The sequence below is a fragment of the Nitrospira sp. genome (assembly GCA_024760525.1).
Classification (GTDB): domain Bacteria; phylum Nitrospirota; class Nitrospiria; order Nitrospirales; family Nitrospiraceae; genus Nitrospira_D.
Genome location: CP060499.1, coordinates 2,594,566 through 2,612,050 on the forward strand (window position 1 = coordinate 2,594,566; position 17,485 = coordinate 2,612,050).

The 17,485-nt window shown below is 54.8% G+C and carries 16 protein-coding genes, 1 tRNA gene and 1 pseudogene; 3 read left to right on the plus strand and 15 right to left on the minus strand.

All coding sequences use genetic code 11. The annotated features are described in order from the left end of the window. Positions 1-33: 33 nt before the first annotated feature. The 6 genes from flgB to H8K04_12155 all read right to left on the minus strand — a co-directional run bounded on the left by flgB (position 34) and on the right by H8K04_12155 (position 8,607). Entirely contained in the window at positions 34-444 is a 411-nt protein-coding gene (gene flgB / locus H8K04_12130; protein UVT14596.1) for a flagellar basal body rod protein FlgB, read from the minus strand. 201 nt (positions 445-645) lie between these two features. Beyond that, positions 646-2,058, minus strand: a complete 1,413-nt coding sequence (locus tag H8K04_12135; GenBank protein UVT14597.1) for a sigma-54-dependent Fis family transcriptional regulator — start codon at positions 2,056-2,058, stop codon at positions 646-648. Further along, complete coding sequence (locus H8K04_12140) at positions 2,051-3,322, minus strand: PAS domain-containing protein (GenBank protein ID UVT14598.1); 1,272 nt, start codon at positions 3,320-3,322, stop codon at positions 2,051-2,053. Before H8K04_12140 ends, H8K04_12135 begins: the two co-directional genes overlap by 8 nt. Then, positions 3,319-5,499: a tetratricopeptide repeat protein gene (locus H8K04_12145; GenBank protein ID UVT14599.1), complete on the minus strand. Its 2,181-nt coding sequence runs from the start codon at positions 5,497-5,499 to the stop codon at positions 3,319-3,321. Before H8K04_12145 ends, H8K04_12140 begins: the two co-directional genes overlap by 4 nt. Positions 5,500-5,617: 118 nt before the next feature. Then, positions 5,618-7,069, minus strand: coding sequence for a sigma-54-dependent Fis family transcriptional regulator (locus H8K04_12150; GenBank protein ID UVT14600.1), 1,452 nt, complete (start codon positions 7,067-7,069; stop codon positions 5,618-5,620). A gap of 1,181 nt (positions 7,070-8,250) precedes the next feature. Next, complete coding sequence (locus H8K04_12155; GenBank protein ID UVT14601.1) at positions 8,251-8,607, minus strand: hypothetical protein; 357 nt, start codon at positions 8,605-8,607, stop codon at positions 8,251-8,253. Between the two features lie 563 nt (positions 8,608-9,170). On the opposite strand from H8K04_12155, the gene H8K04_12160 reads away from it, so the two are divergent. Next, positions 9,171-9,246 (plus strand) — tRNA-Thr (locus tag H8K04_12160). 160 nt (positions 9,247-9,406) lie between these two features. Here H8K04_12160 and H8K04_12165 read toward each other — a convergent pair. Next, positions 9,407-9,916, minus strand: a pseudogene (locus H8K04_12165) (site-specific integrase). An 850-nt stretch (positions 9,917-10,766) separates the two neighbouring features. Here H8K04_12165 and H8K04_12170 point away from each other — a divergent pair. Beyond that, positions 10,767-11,309, plus strand: coding sequence for a DUF4142 domain-containing protein (locus H8K04_12170; protein ID UVT14602.1), 543 nt, complete (start codon positions 10,767-10,769; stop codon positions 11,307-11,309). 9 nt (positions 11,310-11,318) lie between these two features. Here H8K04_12170 and H8K04_12175 read toward each other — a convergent pair whose 3' ends face one another. Further along, complete coding sequence (locus H8K04_12175; GenBank protein UVT14603.1) at positions 11,319-11,537, minus strand: hypothetical protein; 219 nt, start codon at positions 11,535-11,537, stop codon at positions 11,319-11,321. A gap of 262 nt (positions 11,538-11,799) precedes the next feature. Between H8K04_12175 and H8K04_12180 the strand changes: the two genes are divergently transcribed. Continuing rightward, the gene (locus H8K04_12180) at positions 11,800-12,240 is read left to right on the plus strand and encodes a DUF3015 family protein (protein ID UVT14604.1); all 441 of its coding nucleotides are present in this window, start codon (positions 11,800-11,802) and stop codon (positions 12,238-12,240) included. A 612-nt stretch (positions 12,241-12,852) separates the two neighbouring features. On the opposite strand, the gene H8K04_12185 is transcribed toward H8K04_12180, so the two are convergent. The 7 genes from H8K04_12185 to H8K04_12215 form a co-directional block, all read right to left on the minus strand. Then, entirely contained in the window at positions 12,853-13,440 is a 588-nt protein-coding gene (locus H8K04_12185) for a DedA family protein (GenBank protein ID UVT14605.1), read from the minus strand. A gap of 254 nt (positions 13,441-13,694) precedes the next feature. Continuing rightward, entirely contained in the window at positions 13,695-13,934 is a 240-nt protein-coding gene (locus H8K04_12190; GenBank protein ID UVT14606.1) for a YtxH domain-containing protein, read from the minus strand. A 136-nt stretch (positions 13,935-14,070) separates the two neighbouring features. Further along, positions 14,071-14,244 (minus strand): hypothetical protein, encoded by a 174-nt coding sequence (locus H8K04_12195; protein ID UVT14607.1) that lies wholly within the window; start codon positions 14,242-14,244, stop codon positions 14,071-14,073. Between the two features lie 939 nt (positions 14,245-15,183). Next, complete coding sequence (locus tag H8K04_12200) at positions 15,184-15,378, minus strand: helix-turn-helix transcriptional regulator (GenBank protein UVT14608.1); 195 nt, start codon at positions 15,376-15,378, stop codon at positions 15,184-15,186. 651 nt (positions 15,379-16,029) lie between these two features. Beyond that, positions 16,030-16,482, minus strand: coding sequence for a hypothetical protein (locus tag H8K04_12205; GenBank protein UVT14609.1), 453 nt, complete (start codon positions 16,480-16,482; stop codon positions 16,030-16,032). Positions 16,483-16,688: 206 nt separating this feature from the next. Then, positions 16,689-16,850: a hypothetical protein gene (locus tag H8K04_12210; protein ID UVT14610.1), complete on the minus strand. Its 162-nt coding sequence runs from the start codon at positions 16,848-16,850 to the stop codon at positions 16,689-16,691. Positions 16,851-17,223: 373 nt separating this feature from the next. Then, on the minus strand, positions 17,224-17,370 hold the full coding sequence (locus H8K04_12215) for a hypothetical protein (protein ID UVT14611.1): 147 nt from the start codon (positions 17,368-17,370) through the stop codon (positions 17,224-17,226). Positions 17,371-17,485: the final 115 nt, after the last annotated feature.

Consider the following 17,485-nt stretch of genomic DNA (forward strand, 5'->3'; position numbering starts at 1 on the left):
GTCGGACGTCAATTGTTTGTTGACGGTCATCCGTCATCGCGCATCTCGTATGGCGCTCAACAACCCTCGGAATTTGGCGGCCAGTATCGTGGTCGCCGCGTTGTACTGCATGGCGTTCTCGGATAACTTCGCCATCTCCAACTCGAGATTCACGGAGTTCGCGTCGAGAGGAAGATCCCCCGCCGGCATTTCGCTGAGCTTCCCCGTGACGGCTTGCACCCCTTGCGGCCCATGGACGCCGAAATGCCGAGACTGAGTGGCCGCCAGCATGATCGGCAGGCGCCCCTTATGCGCAGAATGCAATTGGTCCATGAAGTTCAGCTCCGACGCGCGATAGCCCGGTGTTTCTTCGTTGGCCAGGTTCGAGGCGATCACACGCTGCCGCGCACTGCGAAGATCGAGTGTCCGTTCCAATAGTCGCATGGTTCGATCAAAAATCTTCATAACCTTGTGCTCCCTTCAGTATGCGGCGGCGTACCGCTTCCGCTTTGATTGCAACCCTAATGCCTGCTTGAGCCGTCCGGCGATGGCTGAGACTCCAGCTTCCTCCCGCTCACACGGCTTGCGGCACCACACGTTGTGGTGCTCTGTTCGGAGCGAGCCGTGGCTCGGGACGAACTTGCCGACCGGCAATTCTTGCCTCCCTCATGGCGTGATGATCGACAATGTCTGCTCGCTCTCCCGATACTCCCGCAGCTTGTTTCGTAGCGTGCGGATGCTGATGCCTAATTCTTTCGCGGCGTGTGTGCGATTGTCTTTCACGCGCGCCAGCGTCTTAAAGATCAATTCCCGTTCCATCTCCCACAGAGATCCGTTCGCCGGCTGTTGCGGACGGACGAGCTGCGCCGCCGTCTCGTCGCTTCGCTCCGGAGGGCAATGATCGGGAAGGATGGGACTCTGCCCGGCCAACAGCACCGCCCGTTCCATCACGTTCTCCAGCTCGCGCACGTTTCCCTTCCACACCAGCCGCTGCAAATGCGCGATGGCGCTCTCCGACAAGGACGGCGGAGTCAGGCCGTTCCTCGTGGCCGATTGGTTCACAAAATGCCGCGCGAGGAGAGGAATATCGGCGATGCGCTCGCGTAGCGGTGGGACGGTGATGGGAAATACGTTCAACCGATAGTAGAGATCCTCGCGAAAGCGGCCTTGTTCGACCTCGCGATAGAGCCCCCGATTCGTCGTGGCGATCACGCGGATGTTGACGGGAACCGGATCGCGTCCGCCGATCCGATCCACCTCGCGTTCTTGCAAGACACGCAGCAACTTCGCTTGAAGGGTCAGGTTCATTTCGCTGATCTCGTCCAGGAGCAGCGTTCCGGAATGCGCCATCTCAAACTTGCCGATTTTTCTGATCAAGGCGCCGGTAAACGCGCCGCGCTCGTGGCCGAAGAGTTCGCTCTCGAGTAGCCCATCCGGCAATGCGGCGCAGTTGACCGCGATGAATGGCCGATGCGCCCGTGGGCTTCTATTGTGGATGAACCGAGCCAAGAGCTCTTTCCCCGTACCGCTCTCTCCATGGATGAGCACGGTCGCTTGGCTGGACGCCACCCCCTCGATTGTGCTCAACAGTCTGACCATTCCGGGGTCTTGAGTTAAGATCGCCCGGTTATCGGCCGGTTGGGTAAGCAGGTCCGTTCCGGCGCCTTCTTCCCGTCCCGCTTTGAGATTCACGATGATTCGCTCCAACAAGTCCATAGAAAACGGCTTCAAGAGGTATTCGCTGGCGCCGAGCTTCATCGCCTCGACCGCCGTTTCGATCGTTCCATAGGCCGTCATGAGCACGATTGTGACCTGCGGCGCTCGCGACTTGATCTCTTTGATCAAGTCCAGGCCGCTCAGGCGTGGCATCCGGAGGTCGGTCAGTACCATCCAGGGACGGAACCGGACGATCCGTTCCATCGCATCGACTCCGTCGGAGGCCCCTTGCACGGAATAGCCCAGCCGCCTGACAGTCTCCGTCAGCGCCGCCCGCATCGACGGGTCATCGTCGACAATCAAGATCCGTTCGCTTTCGTCGGTACTCTCTGAAAGAGTGCTGTTCTTATCGCGGTCACTCATGAGACCAATCCTCCGCTAATGCCAAATTGCGTTCCACAGGGTCGGTTTCACCGGATTCAAGCTGGTTCTGCGTCACCGATGGATGCGGCAGAATAATCGAACAAGAGGTGCCTTGACCCACTGTGCTCTCGACGTCGATCCGACCTTGATGGGCTTCGACGATTGAATGGACGATGGCAAGACCGAGACCGGTGCCTTCATCCTTCGTCGTGAAGAAGGGATCAAACATGCGCGAGCGATGAGCCGGATCGATGCCGATACCGGAATCGCGCACGGTCAGACGAACGGAGGGCAGGCCGAGTGTCTGGACCGGTTCCTTGTGAAGACCGACCACCAAGATGCCTCCGTTGGGCATCGCCTGCACGGCGTTCACGACCAGATTCAAGACGACTTGTTTCAGCTGCCCCTCATGGCACCAGATCGAACGGGTCTCCCGATCGAGGTCCACTCGGATCTCCACCGGCACTTTGGCGATCGTATGGGCCGCCAGTTTGATGGAATTGCGGATCAACGGCTCAACCGGGTACCAGCCACGAGCCATGCGTACCGGTGTTGTGTACAGCAAGAGATTGGCCAGCAAGCGGTCCATCGACTGGACGGCTTGCGAAATCTGCTCGGCATAGCGTTTGGCGGACGGGTGTTCGTCCAGATCGCGCTGGAGCATGGACGCAAAGAGCTCCACGCTGCCCAGCGGATTTCTGATTTCATGCGCGATCCGTCCGATGAGTTCCCCCATGGCCGCAAGTCTTTCCTTGCGCTGCAGTTGCTCTTCGAGCTGATACACCCGAGTGATGTCCTGAATCAGGACGAGGTGACCGGAGGCATCTCCGGAATTGTTGTGCAACGGTACCCGGCTGATGGAGACCAACGCCTGCCCGATGCGTTGCGGCCGATCACACACGCTGAGGCCCGCACGAGACAAAACGTCGGAGGCGCGACGATTCCGCAGTTCGGCATCCGTCGCCCCGAGCAACGCTCCGGCGGCTCGGTTGCTCCGGCTGATGATCTCAGAATCGTCCACCACCAAGACCCCGGTCGATAAGGACTCGAGGATGCCGTCGAGATGCACGCGCATGGCCTCGTTCTGACAAAGCTGCCGGCGCAGGGCCTCATTGCTGTGAGCCAATTCCACATCCATCTGCTCCACACGCGCGGTGAGCGCGTGATACGATTGCTGCAGGGTATGGGCGGCTTCATCGAAGCTTTTGAACGCCGCGCAAAGCAGTTCTCGTTCCTCAGGACGCCCTGTGGTCGCGATGGTCATAATCCCTCCGCATTCGCCGAACGGCGGACGCCTTGCAAGCTGGCTTTGAGCGATGCCGCCAGCCGGTTGACCGTCTGGTCCCCGGCCACATCGAGTTCCGCCAGCGCGACGGTGGCGCGATCGTACTGCTTCAACGCCGTCCAATGCTGAGCGGTTTGGAGATGCGCCCATTCCGCTTGGCTCGCCTTCGGTTTCTTTTCCAACACCGCCAGATAAGCCGTGATGGCCCGTTCATGCCGATTCAATCGAGACAAGGTATCCGCGTAAGCCAGGAGTGTATCGGGTGATTTCCCCGCGCCGGCTTTGAACGCTTCTTCGTACGCCAGCGCAGACTCGTCGAGCTTCTCCAGTTCTCCCAACGTCTTGGCCAACTGCAGATACATCGCCGGCCGTTCAGGATGAACCGGATGGCGCATGAGCCATGTGCGACAGAGATGGAGAAGGCCTTGCAAATCCCGCTGTTGCCGCATGGCGGCGATGAGCAGGTGCAGCACCTCCCCTTCGTATTGTCCGATAGGAAACTGAAACCGGTATCGCTCAAGGACTTTTCGGGCGGCCTCAGGATCCCGTTGATCGAGGTAGATCTTTCCCAGGCTGATCAAGGCCGGTTCTATCAAGGCCGGCTCTCGATGCGCCTTCATCACCTGTTGGTGGAGCCGTAGGGCTTCCCGTGCGAACCCGATACGTCGATGGGCCTCGGCGATTTCGAGCAGCAACGGAGAACGCGCATAACGTTGTTCTCCGGTCGCGCCGTAGCGGTGAAAGAGACTCACCACCGTGAGATCGTCATGCGAGGACACCGCCGCTTCGATCCAAGGCGTCAAGAGAGCCGACAGACGCTCCGAAGCCTTCAGCGACCACGGAGCGCTTCCAGGCTCGGTTCGAATGGTGACGTCCCTGTATGCCCCAAGCGCCCGATTCATGTCATTCGCATCTTCGTACCCCTTCCCCAGGTAAAACAGCGCCTCGCCGCCGATGGGAGTATCCGTCTCTTGCGTCGCGATCGCCTCCAGCAGCGCTCGGTAGGATGTGTCGGTCTGATCCGGGACCGGTACGTCGTGCATCATGGCGCGCACCGTGAGCCCGACCCAATTTCCTCCGGCCGGGAGCATGTTTTCCCCGCGAAGGGTGGCGATCCGCAGCCTGGCCGTCGCCGCCAAGGGGCTTTGAGGGTACAGCGAGGGAATCAACGCATAAACAAACTCCGCGAGCGGCTGTTTGGACCCCGCCCGGAAGCTCTCGGCCGCCTGCAGCAACGCTGCAGGGGCGTACTCGTGGTGTGGATGCAGATTGTAGAAGAGCATCATGAGCTCTCGGACAGGCGCCTCATGATGCAATTCAACCTGTGTAACAGCGTACCACTGGAGAGCCAGAGGGTCACCCCTGAAGAGGGTCGGCCATCGCCGATAACTCAGGTCGTAGAAGATATGCGCTTCCGCAAATCGTCGCTGCCGGAACAGGGCATGGGCCAATCCCAGCGTAGCCCCTTGAAGCAGCCGGTCATCCTCGCTTCGCTTTCTCACATTGGCATAGGCGTGCTCGGCATCCTTCCATTTGCTCATCGCCATGAACGTGTGTCCCAGCCCGAGCAGAGCCCGATTCGCGTCGAACGGAAGGTGGGCGGAATGGGCCATGGCTTGCTCGTAGAATGCCTGTGCTTCCTGAATCCACCCTTGATCAATGTATAAATCCGCGATCCGCCATTCCGCTCTTCTGGCATTTGCAGACTGTGGATGATCATGGAGAAGCTTTTTGTACTCCTGAATCGCGTCCAACCGATGTGGCGTGGAGAGATCGTCACGCAGCGACAGCTCGACCAAAAACGCCTTCGCCGATGGAACGAGGACGCTTGCGGGATGTTCTTTGACGATCATCTCGAAAAATCGTCGCGCTTCAACCCAGGACTTCTTTCTATAGGCAGACTGGCCTTCTTCCCACGCCAGACCTTCAATTCCTTGAGAGAGGCCTTCCAGACGGGGTCCGTCGTCGGGCAAGAGCTGGAGGAGCCGGTCGACCGGCTCCGGATTGCGCACCGAGGGGGCCCGCTCGGTGACGGCGGCCGACAAGGTGGGAGGAGATGAGCGGCCGGAAGACTCCCCAATGGCTGAGGGAGGGATCGCCATCCAGACGGCGGTCCAGAGAATCAACGGAGCATATAAAGGGCGGTATCGATGCACGGCGATAGGGCATCAGCAAGGCTCATGCCCTGTGCATCCGCAGAAAACTCGAAGGAAATCATGACACTTATCGTGAGCGGTCGTGAACCGCGGCCGGCGGCGTCAGGATTGGCGTCGGCTAGGTCGCGATATCGTCAATCTTTTGACTGGATGGCCCGGGCCACAATGGGAGCGTTTCCAGGTGGGATCGCGGATCAACGCCTTTGCGTTTGAGTTTTTCGACCAACGTCGTCCGATTGAGATGGAGAAGTTGAGCGGCGCGAGACGTGACGCCGTTTGCCTTGCGTAACGCCTCCATGATGAGGTGCTTTTCGTACTGCTCGACCTCTCTGGAGAGATTGATGCCGTCCTCACTGAACCTGAAGAACTGTTCCTTGAATTCAGGGGCGGCCGGTTTCGGACCGATCTTCTGCGGAAGATCCTCTGCCGACAGAATGCCGTGCTTCTTCAGGACGACCAGCCGTTCGACCATATTCTCCAGCTCTCGAATGTTCCCAGGCCAATCGTACTTGGTCAACTGGTGCAGCGCCTCGGGGGTGAAACCCGACACCTCGGTGTGCTTGCTCTGATTGAAGCGGGTCAAAAAGTGATCGATGAGGAGCGGAATGTCGCTGCGGCGGTCTCGGAGGGGCGGGATGACGATCGGAATCACATTGAGCCGATAGAACAGATCCTTGCGGAATCGCCTTTCCTCCACGAGCGTTTCCAAATCCTGATTCGTCGCGGCGATGATCCGCACGTCCACATGAATCGTCCGATTTCCCCCCACCCGCTCGAATTCCCGTTCTTGCAGCACACGGAGCAGCTTCACTTGCAGCGGGAGGCTCATTTCCCCGATTTCATCGAGAAAGATGGTCCCGCCATGCGCCAACTCGAAACGGCCCATCCGCGGATGGGTGGCACCGGTAAACGCGCCCTTTTCGTGCCCGAAGAGCTCCGATTCCAGCAGATTTTCAGGAATGGCCCCGCAATTCACCGGGACCAACGGACGATCTCGCCGAAGACTATTGAAGTGGAGCATGCGGGCCACCAGCTCCTTGCCCGTGCCGCTCTCCCCTTGAATCATCACCGTGCTGTCGCTGTCGGCGACTTTTTGCACGAAATCCATCACCTGCTGCATCGGCTCGCTGATGCCCACCAATTGCTCCAGCCGGTATTGATCCCGCACGGCCTTTCTCAAGAGGTGGTTTTCTTGACGCAGACGATGAAACTCCGCCGCCTTCCGCACCACCACCGCAACAGTCTCGAGATCAAACGGCTTCGTAATGAAATCGAACGCGCCGGATTTCATGGCACGGACAGCGGTTTCGATCGTGCCGAATCCGGTCATCATGATGGGAATGATTTTCGCGTCGAGCTTGGCAAGGCGATCGATAATGGCAAGTCCGTCGATGTCGGGCAGCTGAAAGTCCGTGATCACGATATGGACCACGGCCTCCCTGACCGCGCGGATCGCCGCGGTCCCATCCTCCGCAGTCGAGACGCTATACCCCTCCTGCACGAGCGTTTCCTGCAGAATGTCCCGGAGCGCGGGATCGTCGTCGACAACCAAGACGTGGACTTGACTCATGCTCGATACCATTGGGAATACGAAGTACGCGGCGGGGTTAGGATAATCACCAAGGGCATCCAATGCAAGTTATATCAGTTACCCGACAGCGACCTGATCGGAGGGAGATTTCTTGACGGGCTCTTCGGCCTATTGGTGCTGTTCGACACACCATGTAGACGGTGAGACCACGCACAGGCTGGGGTAGCTCAATCAGCAGAGCGGCGGTCTTGTAACACCGTTCCGACGCTTCCCTATAAATCTAGAATTTGCAGATTGCGGGAAAGAGGCTACGGAGAGAGACGGGATTGAGCACGTCAAGCAAAAAGCCTGAGGAAGTCGTCCAGGTGGGTGACTCTGGACGACTTCCCTTAGGCCAGCCAACAGCGGGTGATTGTCAGGGTAACTGATCCAGCTGTTGAACTCTCTGGTACCGCTGAACAATCGGGAATGGGGCACAGTCCCGGAAGGATTTTGGGGAGCATGCCCTTATTGCCAATTCACAAAGCCTCCGTGTCGTTCACAGAATGGGTGTCGCACAGGTCAACGCCGCGCGAGTTGAAACACTTGGTACACCAACCCACCGATGGTGGCCAACAAGAATACTTCTATGAGGATTGTCATAATGTGTTCACCTCCCTTCCTTATCTGTAGCTTATCCTGCGAACATGAATTCTCGATGACGACTTCGTGAACATTTCTTCATTGTTCTGAAACATAAAAATAATGCCTATGGAACCGTCTCAGGCTGCACTCCGAAACGGTCCATAGGCCGATCGGGAAAGGGCCTTCAGGTTAGCCTCTCACTTTTGCGGCTGTTGACCCTTTTTGTAGACGACCGCTGCCGCAATTACTAACCCAAGAATCGTCGCCCCGAATATCAACCAATTTGCGTCCATATCTATCCCCTTTCGTTATATATCCTCTTTCGTTCATTCAATAGAAACAGCCTACCTTAGGGAGATGAAGACAGGGTGAAGGTCGCATGAAGAAGGTCTAATGAGAGAAGCACAACCAGCTTGGGAAAGGACAAACGAACACGAACGGCTACATCGAAGAAGATGTACTAACTGAAGATAAGGAGCAGAGGTAATCCACAAGCAAAGATGAACCTATGGAACCGCCCTCGGCTCTTGACGACGAAACGGTCCATAGGCTCCTCCCGGGAAGTACGTTCTTACGGGCGATCAGGGTAACGCTGGCTAGAAGCGTCGCTCAGAACCGGTGTAGCTACCAGGCGGTGCAAACCCACCCCCATCCATGCGACTCAAGTCCTTGACGCTCGGATCACCCGATGATCTACGGCCGAACCAAGGATCGGACGTAGCGGGGTCACCCTTAAGGCTAGAGGGAATATCGAACGATGGACCGAGAGCGTCGCTATACGAACCCATGTGAGGTTCACGTTCACCGGACTTGTCCCAAGAAGATCCTTTGGACATCTCGCTGCCGTAACTGAAAATCCCTTTACCTCCGAGATCCTCGGCTGACACGACGACGGGCGCGGCCAACCAGACCCCTGTCAATAACAAACACAGAGATAGATTGTTGGTTTTCATCGCATACCTCCTGACGATTGATTCAACCGCATCAACGAGACAATCGCTACTAGGCATTCTCCTAGCCGAACCAGGTTATGACGCCCGTTCAATTCGTTATTGCATACATACAGCGTACCGCTTGGAGATGAAGTTAGGATGAATGGCACATGAAGAAACCATTCATGAGAAAAGACCAATCATCGGCTCGAAAGGATATTGAATAGGAACTATGTCGAAGAGTTAGAAGAGGAACTTGCTCAAGCAGAACAAGACGCAAAACCACACACGGTAGAGACCATCTAAACATCTGGATGGAGCAGCGCACCGTCAAACCACGGAGGGACACTCATGGGACTGACCCAGCAGTCGCGTCATCGAGAGCAAAGACGGGAAATCGTTGGTCTTGGCGAGTGGGCTCCACACTCCCCCTCAACGGTGGAAGCGGTACAATCAGATTCGAGAGGAATACTTAGCCCAAGCAGCAAACCGACTCGGAAGGTATCTTCAGCAGCACACGCCGGGAACACTTGACGGAGTACCTCATACAGGATAAAACGACGACTCCTCGAAATTCTTAGAGGGCTGGCGTAGCTCAATCGGCAGAGCAGCGGTTTTGTAAACCGCAGGTTGGAGGTTCGATTCCTCTCGCCAGCTCCATACTTCCCGCTGACATTCCAACCAGTTCCGAATCATTCTCACTGCTGTTCTGCCCATTGAACTCATCAGGTGTAACCGGAAGTGTAACCATCTTTGCTTTTTCACGCTCAAAATAGACGGTCATCGATTGTGCGGCTTTCGCAAGATCCGCCTCGTGCACGATGTTATAGCGGTCGAATACTGATCGTGTTTTATGTCCGCTGATAGCCATAGCCACCTTTTCTGGTACTCCAGCGCGAACCATATTTCGAACGGCAGTACGTCTGAAGTCGTGAGGGATCTTTCCAACCCAGACCTTTCCATCTTTGCCCTCAATTTCGACCATCCTCCCAATTCCTACCGCCTCACACCCTTTCCGCCACGAGTGCTTTAGCGATTCCAGACGAACCCCGCTCCTATGACAAATCCAGGAGCACTTCGGCCACCTCTGGTCACAACGCTGCTTCCAGGCTATCAGCACTCGAAGTAGGTCTCCGGTGAGATAAAGAACCCGTGGTGTATCTGTCTTGGTATCATGGGCGTTCAGGTACAACTTGCCCTCGGTCCAGTTCACCTGATTCCACTTCAACGAAGACACTTCGCCCATTCTCATTCCGCTACAGTATGCAAGGGTGGCAGCTACCTGAGCGTAATTTGGCAATGCTCCCCTCAGGGCCAAAAAATTCGTCATGCTCAAAAAATCCTGACCGAATGTTGCGTTCCTCCAGCATTGGAATATGAGGGACTCTGACAACCTTCGGCGGTGTGTGTTGCAGGGCTATGCGGAACATTCGCTTGAGGCACCCTAGCTCACGATTGATCGTTCCATTGGCTGCACCTTCAGCTTTTCGCTTCTGGATAGATGCCTGGATCTTATCAGTGGTAATACTTGAAGCTCGAAGGTTATTAAAAGAGTGAGACAAGTGTATGAGGTAGTCGTTCAGTCGCCGACCAGATTTTCGCTCATTCATCGCATAATCCTGCCGAATACCCTGAACTAACTCCTCAAACCTTGTCCGTTCGCCTCTGGGACCTTGATGCACGCCCTGAGCAACCTGCCCTTCTCGCTCTTTAAGTCTGCGGCGAGCTTCTGTCTTATTTTCAGTCTCTCTACTCTCGTAGAAGGGTCTCCCTTAGCAATAATACTTCATCCAATAGGGGCCGAATTCTACGAGACTCTGTGTAACCGAGTTACGTTTCTTTCGTCGATAGAGCATCCCCATAAGTAGGTCAGTATGGGTGAGTTGTTTAATGGTGAATGTTCAGAGGAACCTGAATCGTTACCGGCGCATTGCCCTCTCCTATTGACGATCAAGTAGTCCGTCGAGACTTCACCACACAGTCTGGCCACATCTCAGATTCACGTACTATGGCTCCGAGCCTTTCCACTGTCGCGATATCCAGATGCTTGTCTCGTCCCCCCTAAGGGCTTTCCTAGTACGAAGCCCCATCAAAGTCCGCCATGATTGGTTGTGTCATGGAGGTTGTCCTACAGCACCACCATTTCATTGACTCTTACATCTCACTATGAGGAGGGCATTATGTCTCATCCTATTGCATCGATCGTATGGGGGCTTGCTGTTGCAATCCTTTCAACCTCCTGGGCCATGGCCGCTCCCGACGTTCCCCCACAAACCACCGAAGGCTTCCTGCAAACATCCGCCGCTGGTCAACAGCAGCACATCGACCTGGGTCAGATCGCCGCGCAGAAAGCCGAGAGTGAGCAGGTCAAACGGTTCGGTGCTCGGATGGTGGCCGACCACCAGAAGTCACGAAAAGAAGTTGAACGCTTGGCCTCGAAGGGAGGACTGCAGCTCGTGAACGACCCGAGCGACCCGCTCACAGCGATGAAAGCGGAGCTCGAGGCAGCATCAGGCAAGGGATTTGATCGCGCGTATATCACCCTGGTATTGCGGGAACATGCTAAGGAAATGAAGGAGCTTGAAAAACGCGCAGACCAGGAGAAGAATCAAGAGGTTCGCCAATGGGTGACCGACGCCGTACCCGTGGTCAAAGACCACCTTGCTGAGGCTAAAACCCTCGCGTCTTCCCTGGGAGTCCCCGAAGAACACCTCGAAGAATAACGAGACTTCCTAGACCTGTTCGCTGCCCGCAGATAGTGGGCGGTAGAACGTGGAATCGTTGCCGACGGTACGAAAGAGCGGTTCCCCGTTGTGGAGATATTGGCAATACTCACCAAGGCATTCTCGTGCAAACGTCGTCTTGGCGTACTGCTTCAGATACACCTGGCCTTGCCAACCCTCATAGGTCCACGTGGAGGGTCCGAAGCGAATGAGTGGGGAGAGAGGCATGGGCGGGATTCTACCCTAGCGGGTAATGTGGCGTCAGCATGCTCCAGTAGGGCTTCAAATTGACCAGACAACCGATTGGGCAGATTCCAACCCCAGTAGATTCGCACATTCCTCAACCCGAACCAAGCCGAGAAACAAATGCGCGGGCCAGTAATCATCCGACGCCAGGGCTTTATCTAGTCCACGCCGTAGCCCCACTCTGCTAAAGAGAACTAGGCAGACCATTCGTTCTTCCTATACATTGATTGACCAGGAGGAAAGCATGAAAATCATTACTACGCTCTTTCTTCCAATTCTCTTGCTGGGCGGCGTCTCCTGTGGGCCAACTACTGACACCCTTCAGGCTCCCTTCAAGCTGACTGGCGACTTTACATCAAGCACCTCTGGCAGCAGCCCTATCCCCGATCCTTCTGCCAAGGCTCGCCAGCGATTGGAACAGTTCATGGCCCATGCCTATGATGGCGTGAGTGGCGATATTGCACAGGGGCATGGCGAGTATTTAACGTCTCTGGCGGTCCTCGCCGGGATTCCGATGGACGAGCAGACCGCATTTGGAATGGAAATGCAGAACCGCTATGCCGTGCTATCTGATCCCCTCTTGTCGCGCAAAGAGGCCTCGACCCTGGTTCTGAACCATGCCTGGTCGGCTGGCTATGGAAAGACTGCAAAAAAACACAACCCGACTGCGGTGAGCGGTTTATGAGCCATCTTGGGCTAGTAGGGGTAAGTTACCGAACTTCTCCCCTGGGCAGCATCCGATAAGGTAAGGAATTGTGCGTTCATTGCTGTTGGCCATCGCGCCGTTCTCGCCGCCTAAAGCCGGCTGCGGGGTGGCGCTCGTTTCCTCTATGCATTCGGAAAATGCTTCGATGTGATGGGTCCTTGAGAGACGAGGGATTTGATAATTTGTTACCCTTTAAGGTTGCATTGGTTCTAAGTATTAGTGCCCGCTCTCCTCTAATCGCATCATCCACCGTCTAGAAGTGAGGAAGTAATAGAGCTGCTTAACTTCCTTGCGTCTCAAATACACACCTTCCTAAGATACAATTCGTTGAAGTCTGCACGGTATGCTACAGTTGCCTAAAATTTGAGCAAAGTGCCAGACAGGAGCTCTATCCGTGGACATTCTCTCGCATGCCCTCGCTTGTGCACATGGTTATCCACAGAACCTGGGGACTGAGACGAGGTTGTCGCTGTCTTCTATGCCTCGCTGATGCAAAGGAGTTCCTCAACACTCTCCCTGACAATGCTCCACCCGCCAATTTCCTGGCAACAGCACTCATCCAGAGAGGTACAAGAGACTCCATCATGGCCATCATGGAGATTTTCTCATCCAAAGGACGAGGAGTCCGATGAGAACCACAAGTGCCATACCACCAGCAACCTCAAGACTTTGCTGAACTGTGGCGGACGCATGCGCCCATGTTTCCCCTAACCCATAGCCCAACCCTAGAAACGTCACGGACCGTATGAGTGCTCCCGTATAGGCGAAGAGCATAAAGACCGCCAACGGCAAATTCGATGATCCTGCCACGAGGGCCACGAGATGTCGAACGCCCGGCACGAAGTAGCCGAAGAAGAGGGCATACTTCCCCCATCGCACGTACCAGGCGCTGACTTTGTCCAAATCGTCAGGCCCAATTCCCAATCTATGGCCTACGGTACGGACGACATACAACCCCAGAACACGACCAATGAGGTAACTGATGGTAATTCCGCAGATGCTTCCGAGAAACGCGGCGGCCATCGTTGGCATCGGCGCGAGCTGATTTGTGAAAATGAGGTATCCAGAAAAGGCGAGCAAGGTTTCATCTGGAATTGGCAATCCCACGAGGCCAAGCATGAGCAAGATGAAGAGAGCAGGATAGCCAGATTCTGGGATCCAATCTAATAACGCATCCATGGCGTCGATTATCGCGACTTACGGTGACAAGACGCTGGTTCGTTCGTCTCAGAGCCTCGAGCAGCGACTTCTGAACCCAATACTAGATAGCGAGCAGTTGAAGAAACCACGGAGATGACTGCTTCACGGCGAGGCCCCTCCCAAAACTTGCAGCAGAGCAAACATTCTCACCTCTTCATGCCGAACGCCCCGGCTCGTGGGGGCCTCATCTTGTGTTTGCTTGGCATATGCAATATTCGAACGACTGAAACCCATCACTGCCTCCTGTCCTCTTTGCACAAATTCATCGCCGACCGTCTAGTATCCCCGAGGACCGCTTCTTCCATGTCATATATCTCTTCATCCCACTCCCGTAAATCATCCTTCACGCGATTGGCATAATTGCAAAACATGGCACGGAGCTCTGTGCCAGATCGAGGTGCAAACAGCAGTACAGCACCTGCCCCAAGCAATGCTCCAGCTATAAAAGAAGACCACTCCATAGCGTTGTGCATAATCACCTCCTGTTCGGTGGTTACATACAAGGTAGAGGAACCGGGTCTATGCTTGAGTGAACATTCCTCACGTAAGTCACTCTCCCCTGGCCATTCTCCCAGTCGGAAATGATTGCGAGGTGACACCGGCATTGTCCTACATCGACGAATGAGTCAGTTTAGGGTGGGTCGGGAACTTCTGACCAACCTTGAGGAGATAGTATTGGAGAAGTTCGAGTTCGATGTAGGTTAGGTCTTCTGTTTTGATGGTACCGTCGAGCAAGCTTTCCGAGACCACCATAAAATGCCTAATCTCATCGCGTAAGGTCATAAGAGAGCCGCTCTTCTGGAATCGTAATGGCGGTCAATATGGACGCATTTAGCAAGGAACGACTTAGTTATGCATTCGGCAGGGTATCTTCCAAACTAGGAACACCCCTAGCTTATGTGCAGTACGGTCCTCTTGTGGGTATGCGTACATATGCGTCCCACAATATCTAGTGCTCATGAGTCTTCCTACGTAAACGAGCCAGGCATATGTTGCAGTCCTCGCTTTCTGTTGCACGGTAGCGACATGATGATATACAACTCATCCACTTCGTCGACTGCTTCATAAACACGTGTAATAGATGACCGCCTAGTAGAGAGCGAGCGGCATTTGTGAACGAACAGGACCTGTCTCTGTATTGCATCGATGAGTTCTCCTCGCACTTTCCCTCTGAGGTGACCGCAGACTGGACGGAGCAAAAGCTCATTTTGCGCTGCTCGTGTGAGCTCGCAGAATTAGGAAGTCTTTGCCCCCATCTCAGAGCACTCATTAATAATGTTCTTTCTATCCTTGCACACCCGACAAACCCGGAGCAGATCACAAGCCTTGCTCTGTTCCAAGTCTGGCTCGCAGCCACCAGTTGCCGGGATGATTTGAACAAATTGGAGGAGCTTGAGCGCGTGGTTGAAGAGCTCCAGCGCCTCAAAGGTTTGGTGAAGGGCAGACTGAGGGCAGGTTGGAAACGAGAATCCTGTATCAAAACTGATTCGTAGACGCCGTGAGAAGAGCAATGAGAGGATTCAGCGTCTGGCTGTTGGAGAGGGCTGGTGTTGGTGGTATCAGAAGTATGCGCCAGGTGACACGCTACTGGAAGGATTGGAGAATGAGGCGAAGAAGGCAAAGAAGGGGTTATGGATTGATCATCACCCTATCGCATTATGGGAGTGGAGAGCTTCAAGAAAGAAGAGTATGAAGCCCTAGCTAGATCTTCAAATATCGTCGCTAGAGGCCCAACCGACAGACCGTTAGCATACTCCTACAATACCACTTTCTCAGGATCACGGCTTTGTGATACTCCACCGTCCGCGAGGCAATGTGCAGACGGCCCCCAATTTCTTTAACTCTCAGCCCATCCCAGACCGCTTCAACAATCTGGCGCTCGCGAGGGCTCAACTCTTTGTAGTCTTGGGCACTCATGCTCCTCCCCTTGCATCAGGTGAAGAACAGTACCACAAACACCTGTACCTCTTGCAGGATTCTGAATGCCCACGGCTCAATGGACCCATAACGAAGCTGATTTTTTGAAGGCGCTATCGTTCTACGGGTGGTCGGACTAGGGATTGTTCCAGTAGGATAACTGAATCCATACTCGTTCTATATGAATGAGATCGATTCATCGTCTTGGGGGGAACGGCATGGTGGAGTCCTAAGAAAAGGGCATATGATACGATTCGAGAGATACAAAGGCTTCACCATTCAGCCCAGACCGCGATATCTCGCAGAGACTGAGACGTGGGGATTGAACCTCCGCATTTCTTGGACCACTCAAACAAAGGAGGAGGCCGTTTATCGATGTTCCACAACAGATGTGTACGCAACAGAGGAGCAAGCAGCGGTCCACTGTATTAGCTATGGAAAACTCATCATTGACGGCAGGATTCCCGGCTCCTCGGTGGGAGAGCCAAGCCGGTGTGCTGGGGTCGATAATCCTCAATGACGCGAGATACATTCTCGTCAAGGCACATCCGGCTGCATATTCGGCATATGAATGGTCCGTTGATGCATAATGCTTCTGATGCACACGATCCCGGTGTACATGGTTCCTAAAGACAGCTTAAACGGCGCCTTTTAGTCACAAGATCTCTTTCGATCGTGAGTAATCAACGGCTTTGCATTGTTTGCCCCGTCTAGCTTGTCCCGCAAGCAAGCATTCTCTCCACGCAATGAAGCAAGAGTCTCATTCAGCGCTCTCATCTCATTGTGTTTCGATATTTCGAGTGTTGCGTAATCAGATCTCGCTAAAATTTTCAATTCATGCTCCCGCTGTTGCAGATGAATATAAGGCCCCCAAGTTAGCGCCACTCCAAGAATCGCCAGAGCACAGACTGCCAATCCAAAACAGAACGCCAACACAACGTTCCGTGCTTCTTTGTGCTTGCCTACGAATATGAAACCGATCGCTGTAATAAGCGTTATGAACACCCCAAACATAAGGGTCGGAAATGGATATAGTTCGATGGCCCAGTAAAAGCAGGCGACAATAACCTGATGCCAGTACCCGATCCACGACAAGCCTTCCATCCTGCACTCCTTTCATTGGCGGGATGTATTGTAGCTTGCCATCAAATGATGTCATACACGTATAGTTCTGGTGAGCCCGGCCCAAGCTCCCCATTGCTGACCCGCTTACCAGCCGGGCGGCATAATTGACGGCAACCAGCCATCGAGTGCGGTTGAATTGAATCAAGACAAGCAGGACAGGAATTGATAGTGCCGAAAATGGAGGGTCAGGACTCGAAATCGCTCTCGATCCGTTGTTGCATGGCCAGCGCCTGGGCTTCAAGAGATGGATGAGCCGGAACCTCAGCGACTTGCCCGGCTGGCCCCTCAAATCGCAAGACAAGTTCACCGAGTGCATTCTTCATAAATCCGCAGGTAATGCCAACCATGGCGGCTCTCATGGTTCCGTCAATCGCAGATGCTCTGTCTCTAGGTTTTTCATCAGAGTGTGTTTGTTCGGACATGATTCGTTATCCCGCGGACCATCGAACAACTCATGCTAAACCTACCACAACGACTAGAAACGTAAAGTGCGTCGAGGCCTTCTATCTCCGCCGCAAGCGCCCGCAGGACACATGCCAGGATCATCTCGCCCTCCGTTTGAACGAGCCAAAGGATGATTGAAAGTAGATCGGTTCAGCGCGCCGCCTCCCTGTCGCCAGAGGTCGCATCAATACGGCTACGGTGGCCCATTGCGTATTCGCCCCACCATCGTAATCGACCCCGCATATTGATAGAGGTCGTCGCTCCATCTTCGGTGTATCACCAGCCACGAACCGCCGTGGTGCTGGCCGTATAGTCATGATCAAAGCGTTCCGTGAAGACCGTTCCAGTCGCATCAGCGTCCACCGTTTCAGTAATCGCAGCCGAGGTTTGTCCTGCCCCGCCCGTCAAAGACGGCGACACCATTGAGGTCCTTTACAATAGGAAAGCCGAACCTATCCACCTCACCCGCATCGGTTGCCCTGAGTAGAAGTACGCTTTTGGCCAGCGAGCGAGGATAACCCGACTAGCTAGGTGGTCG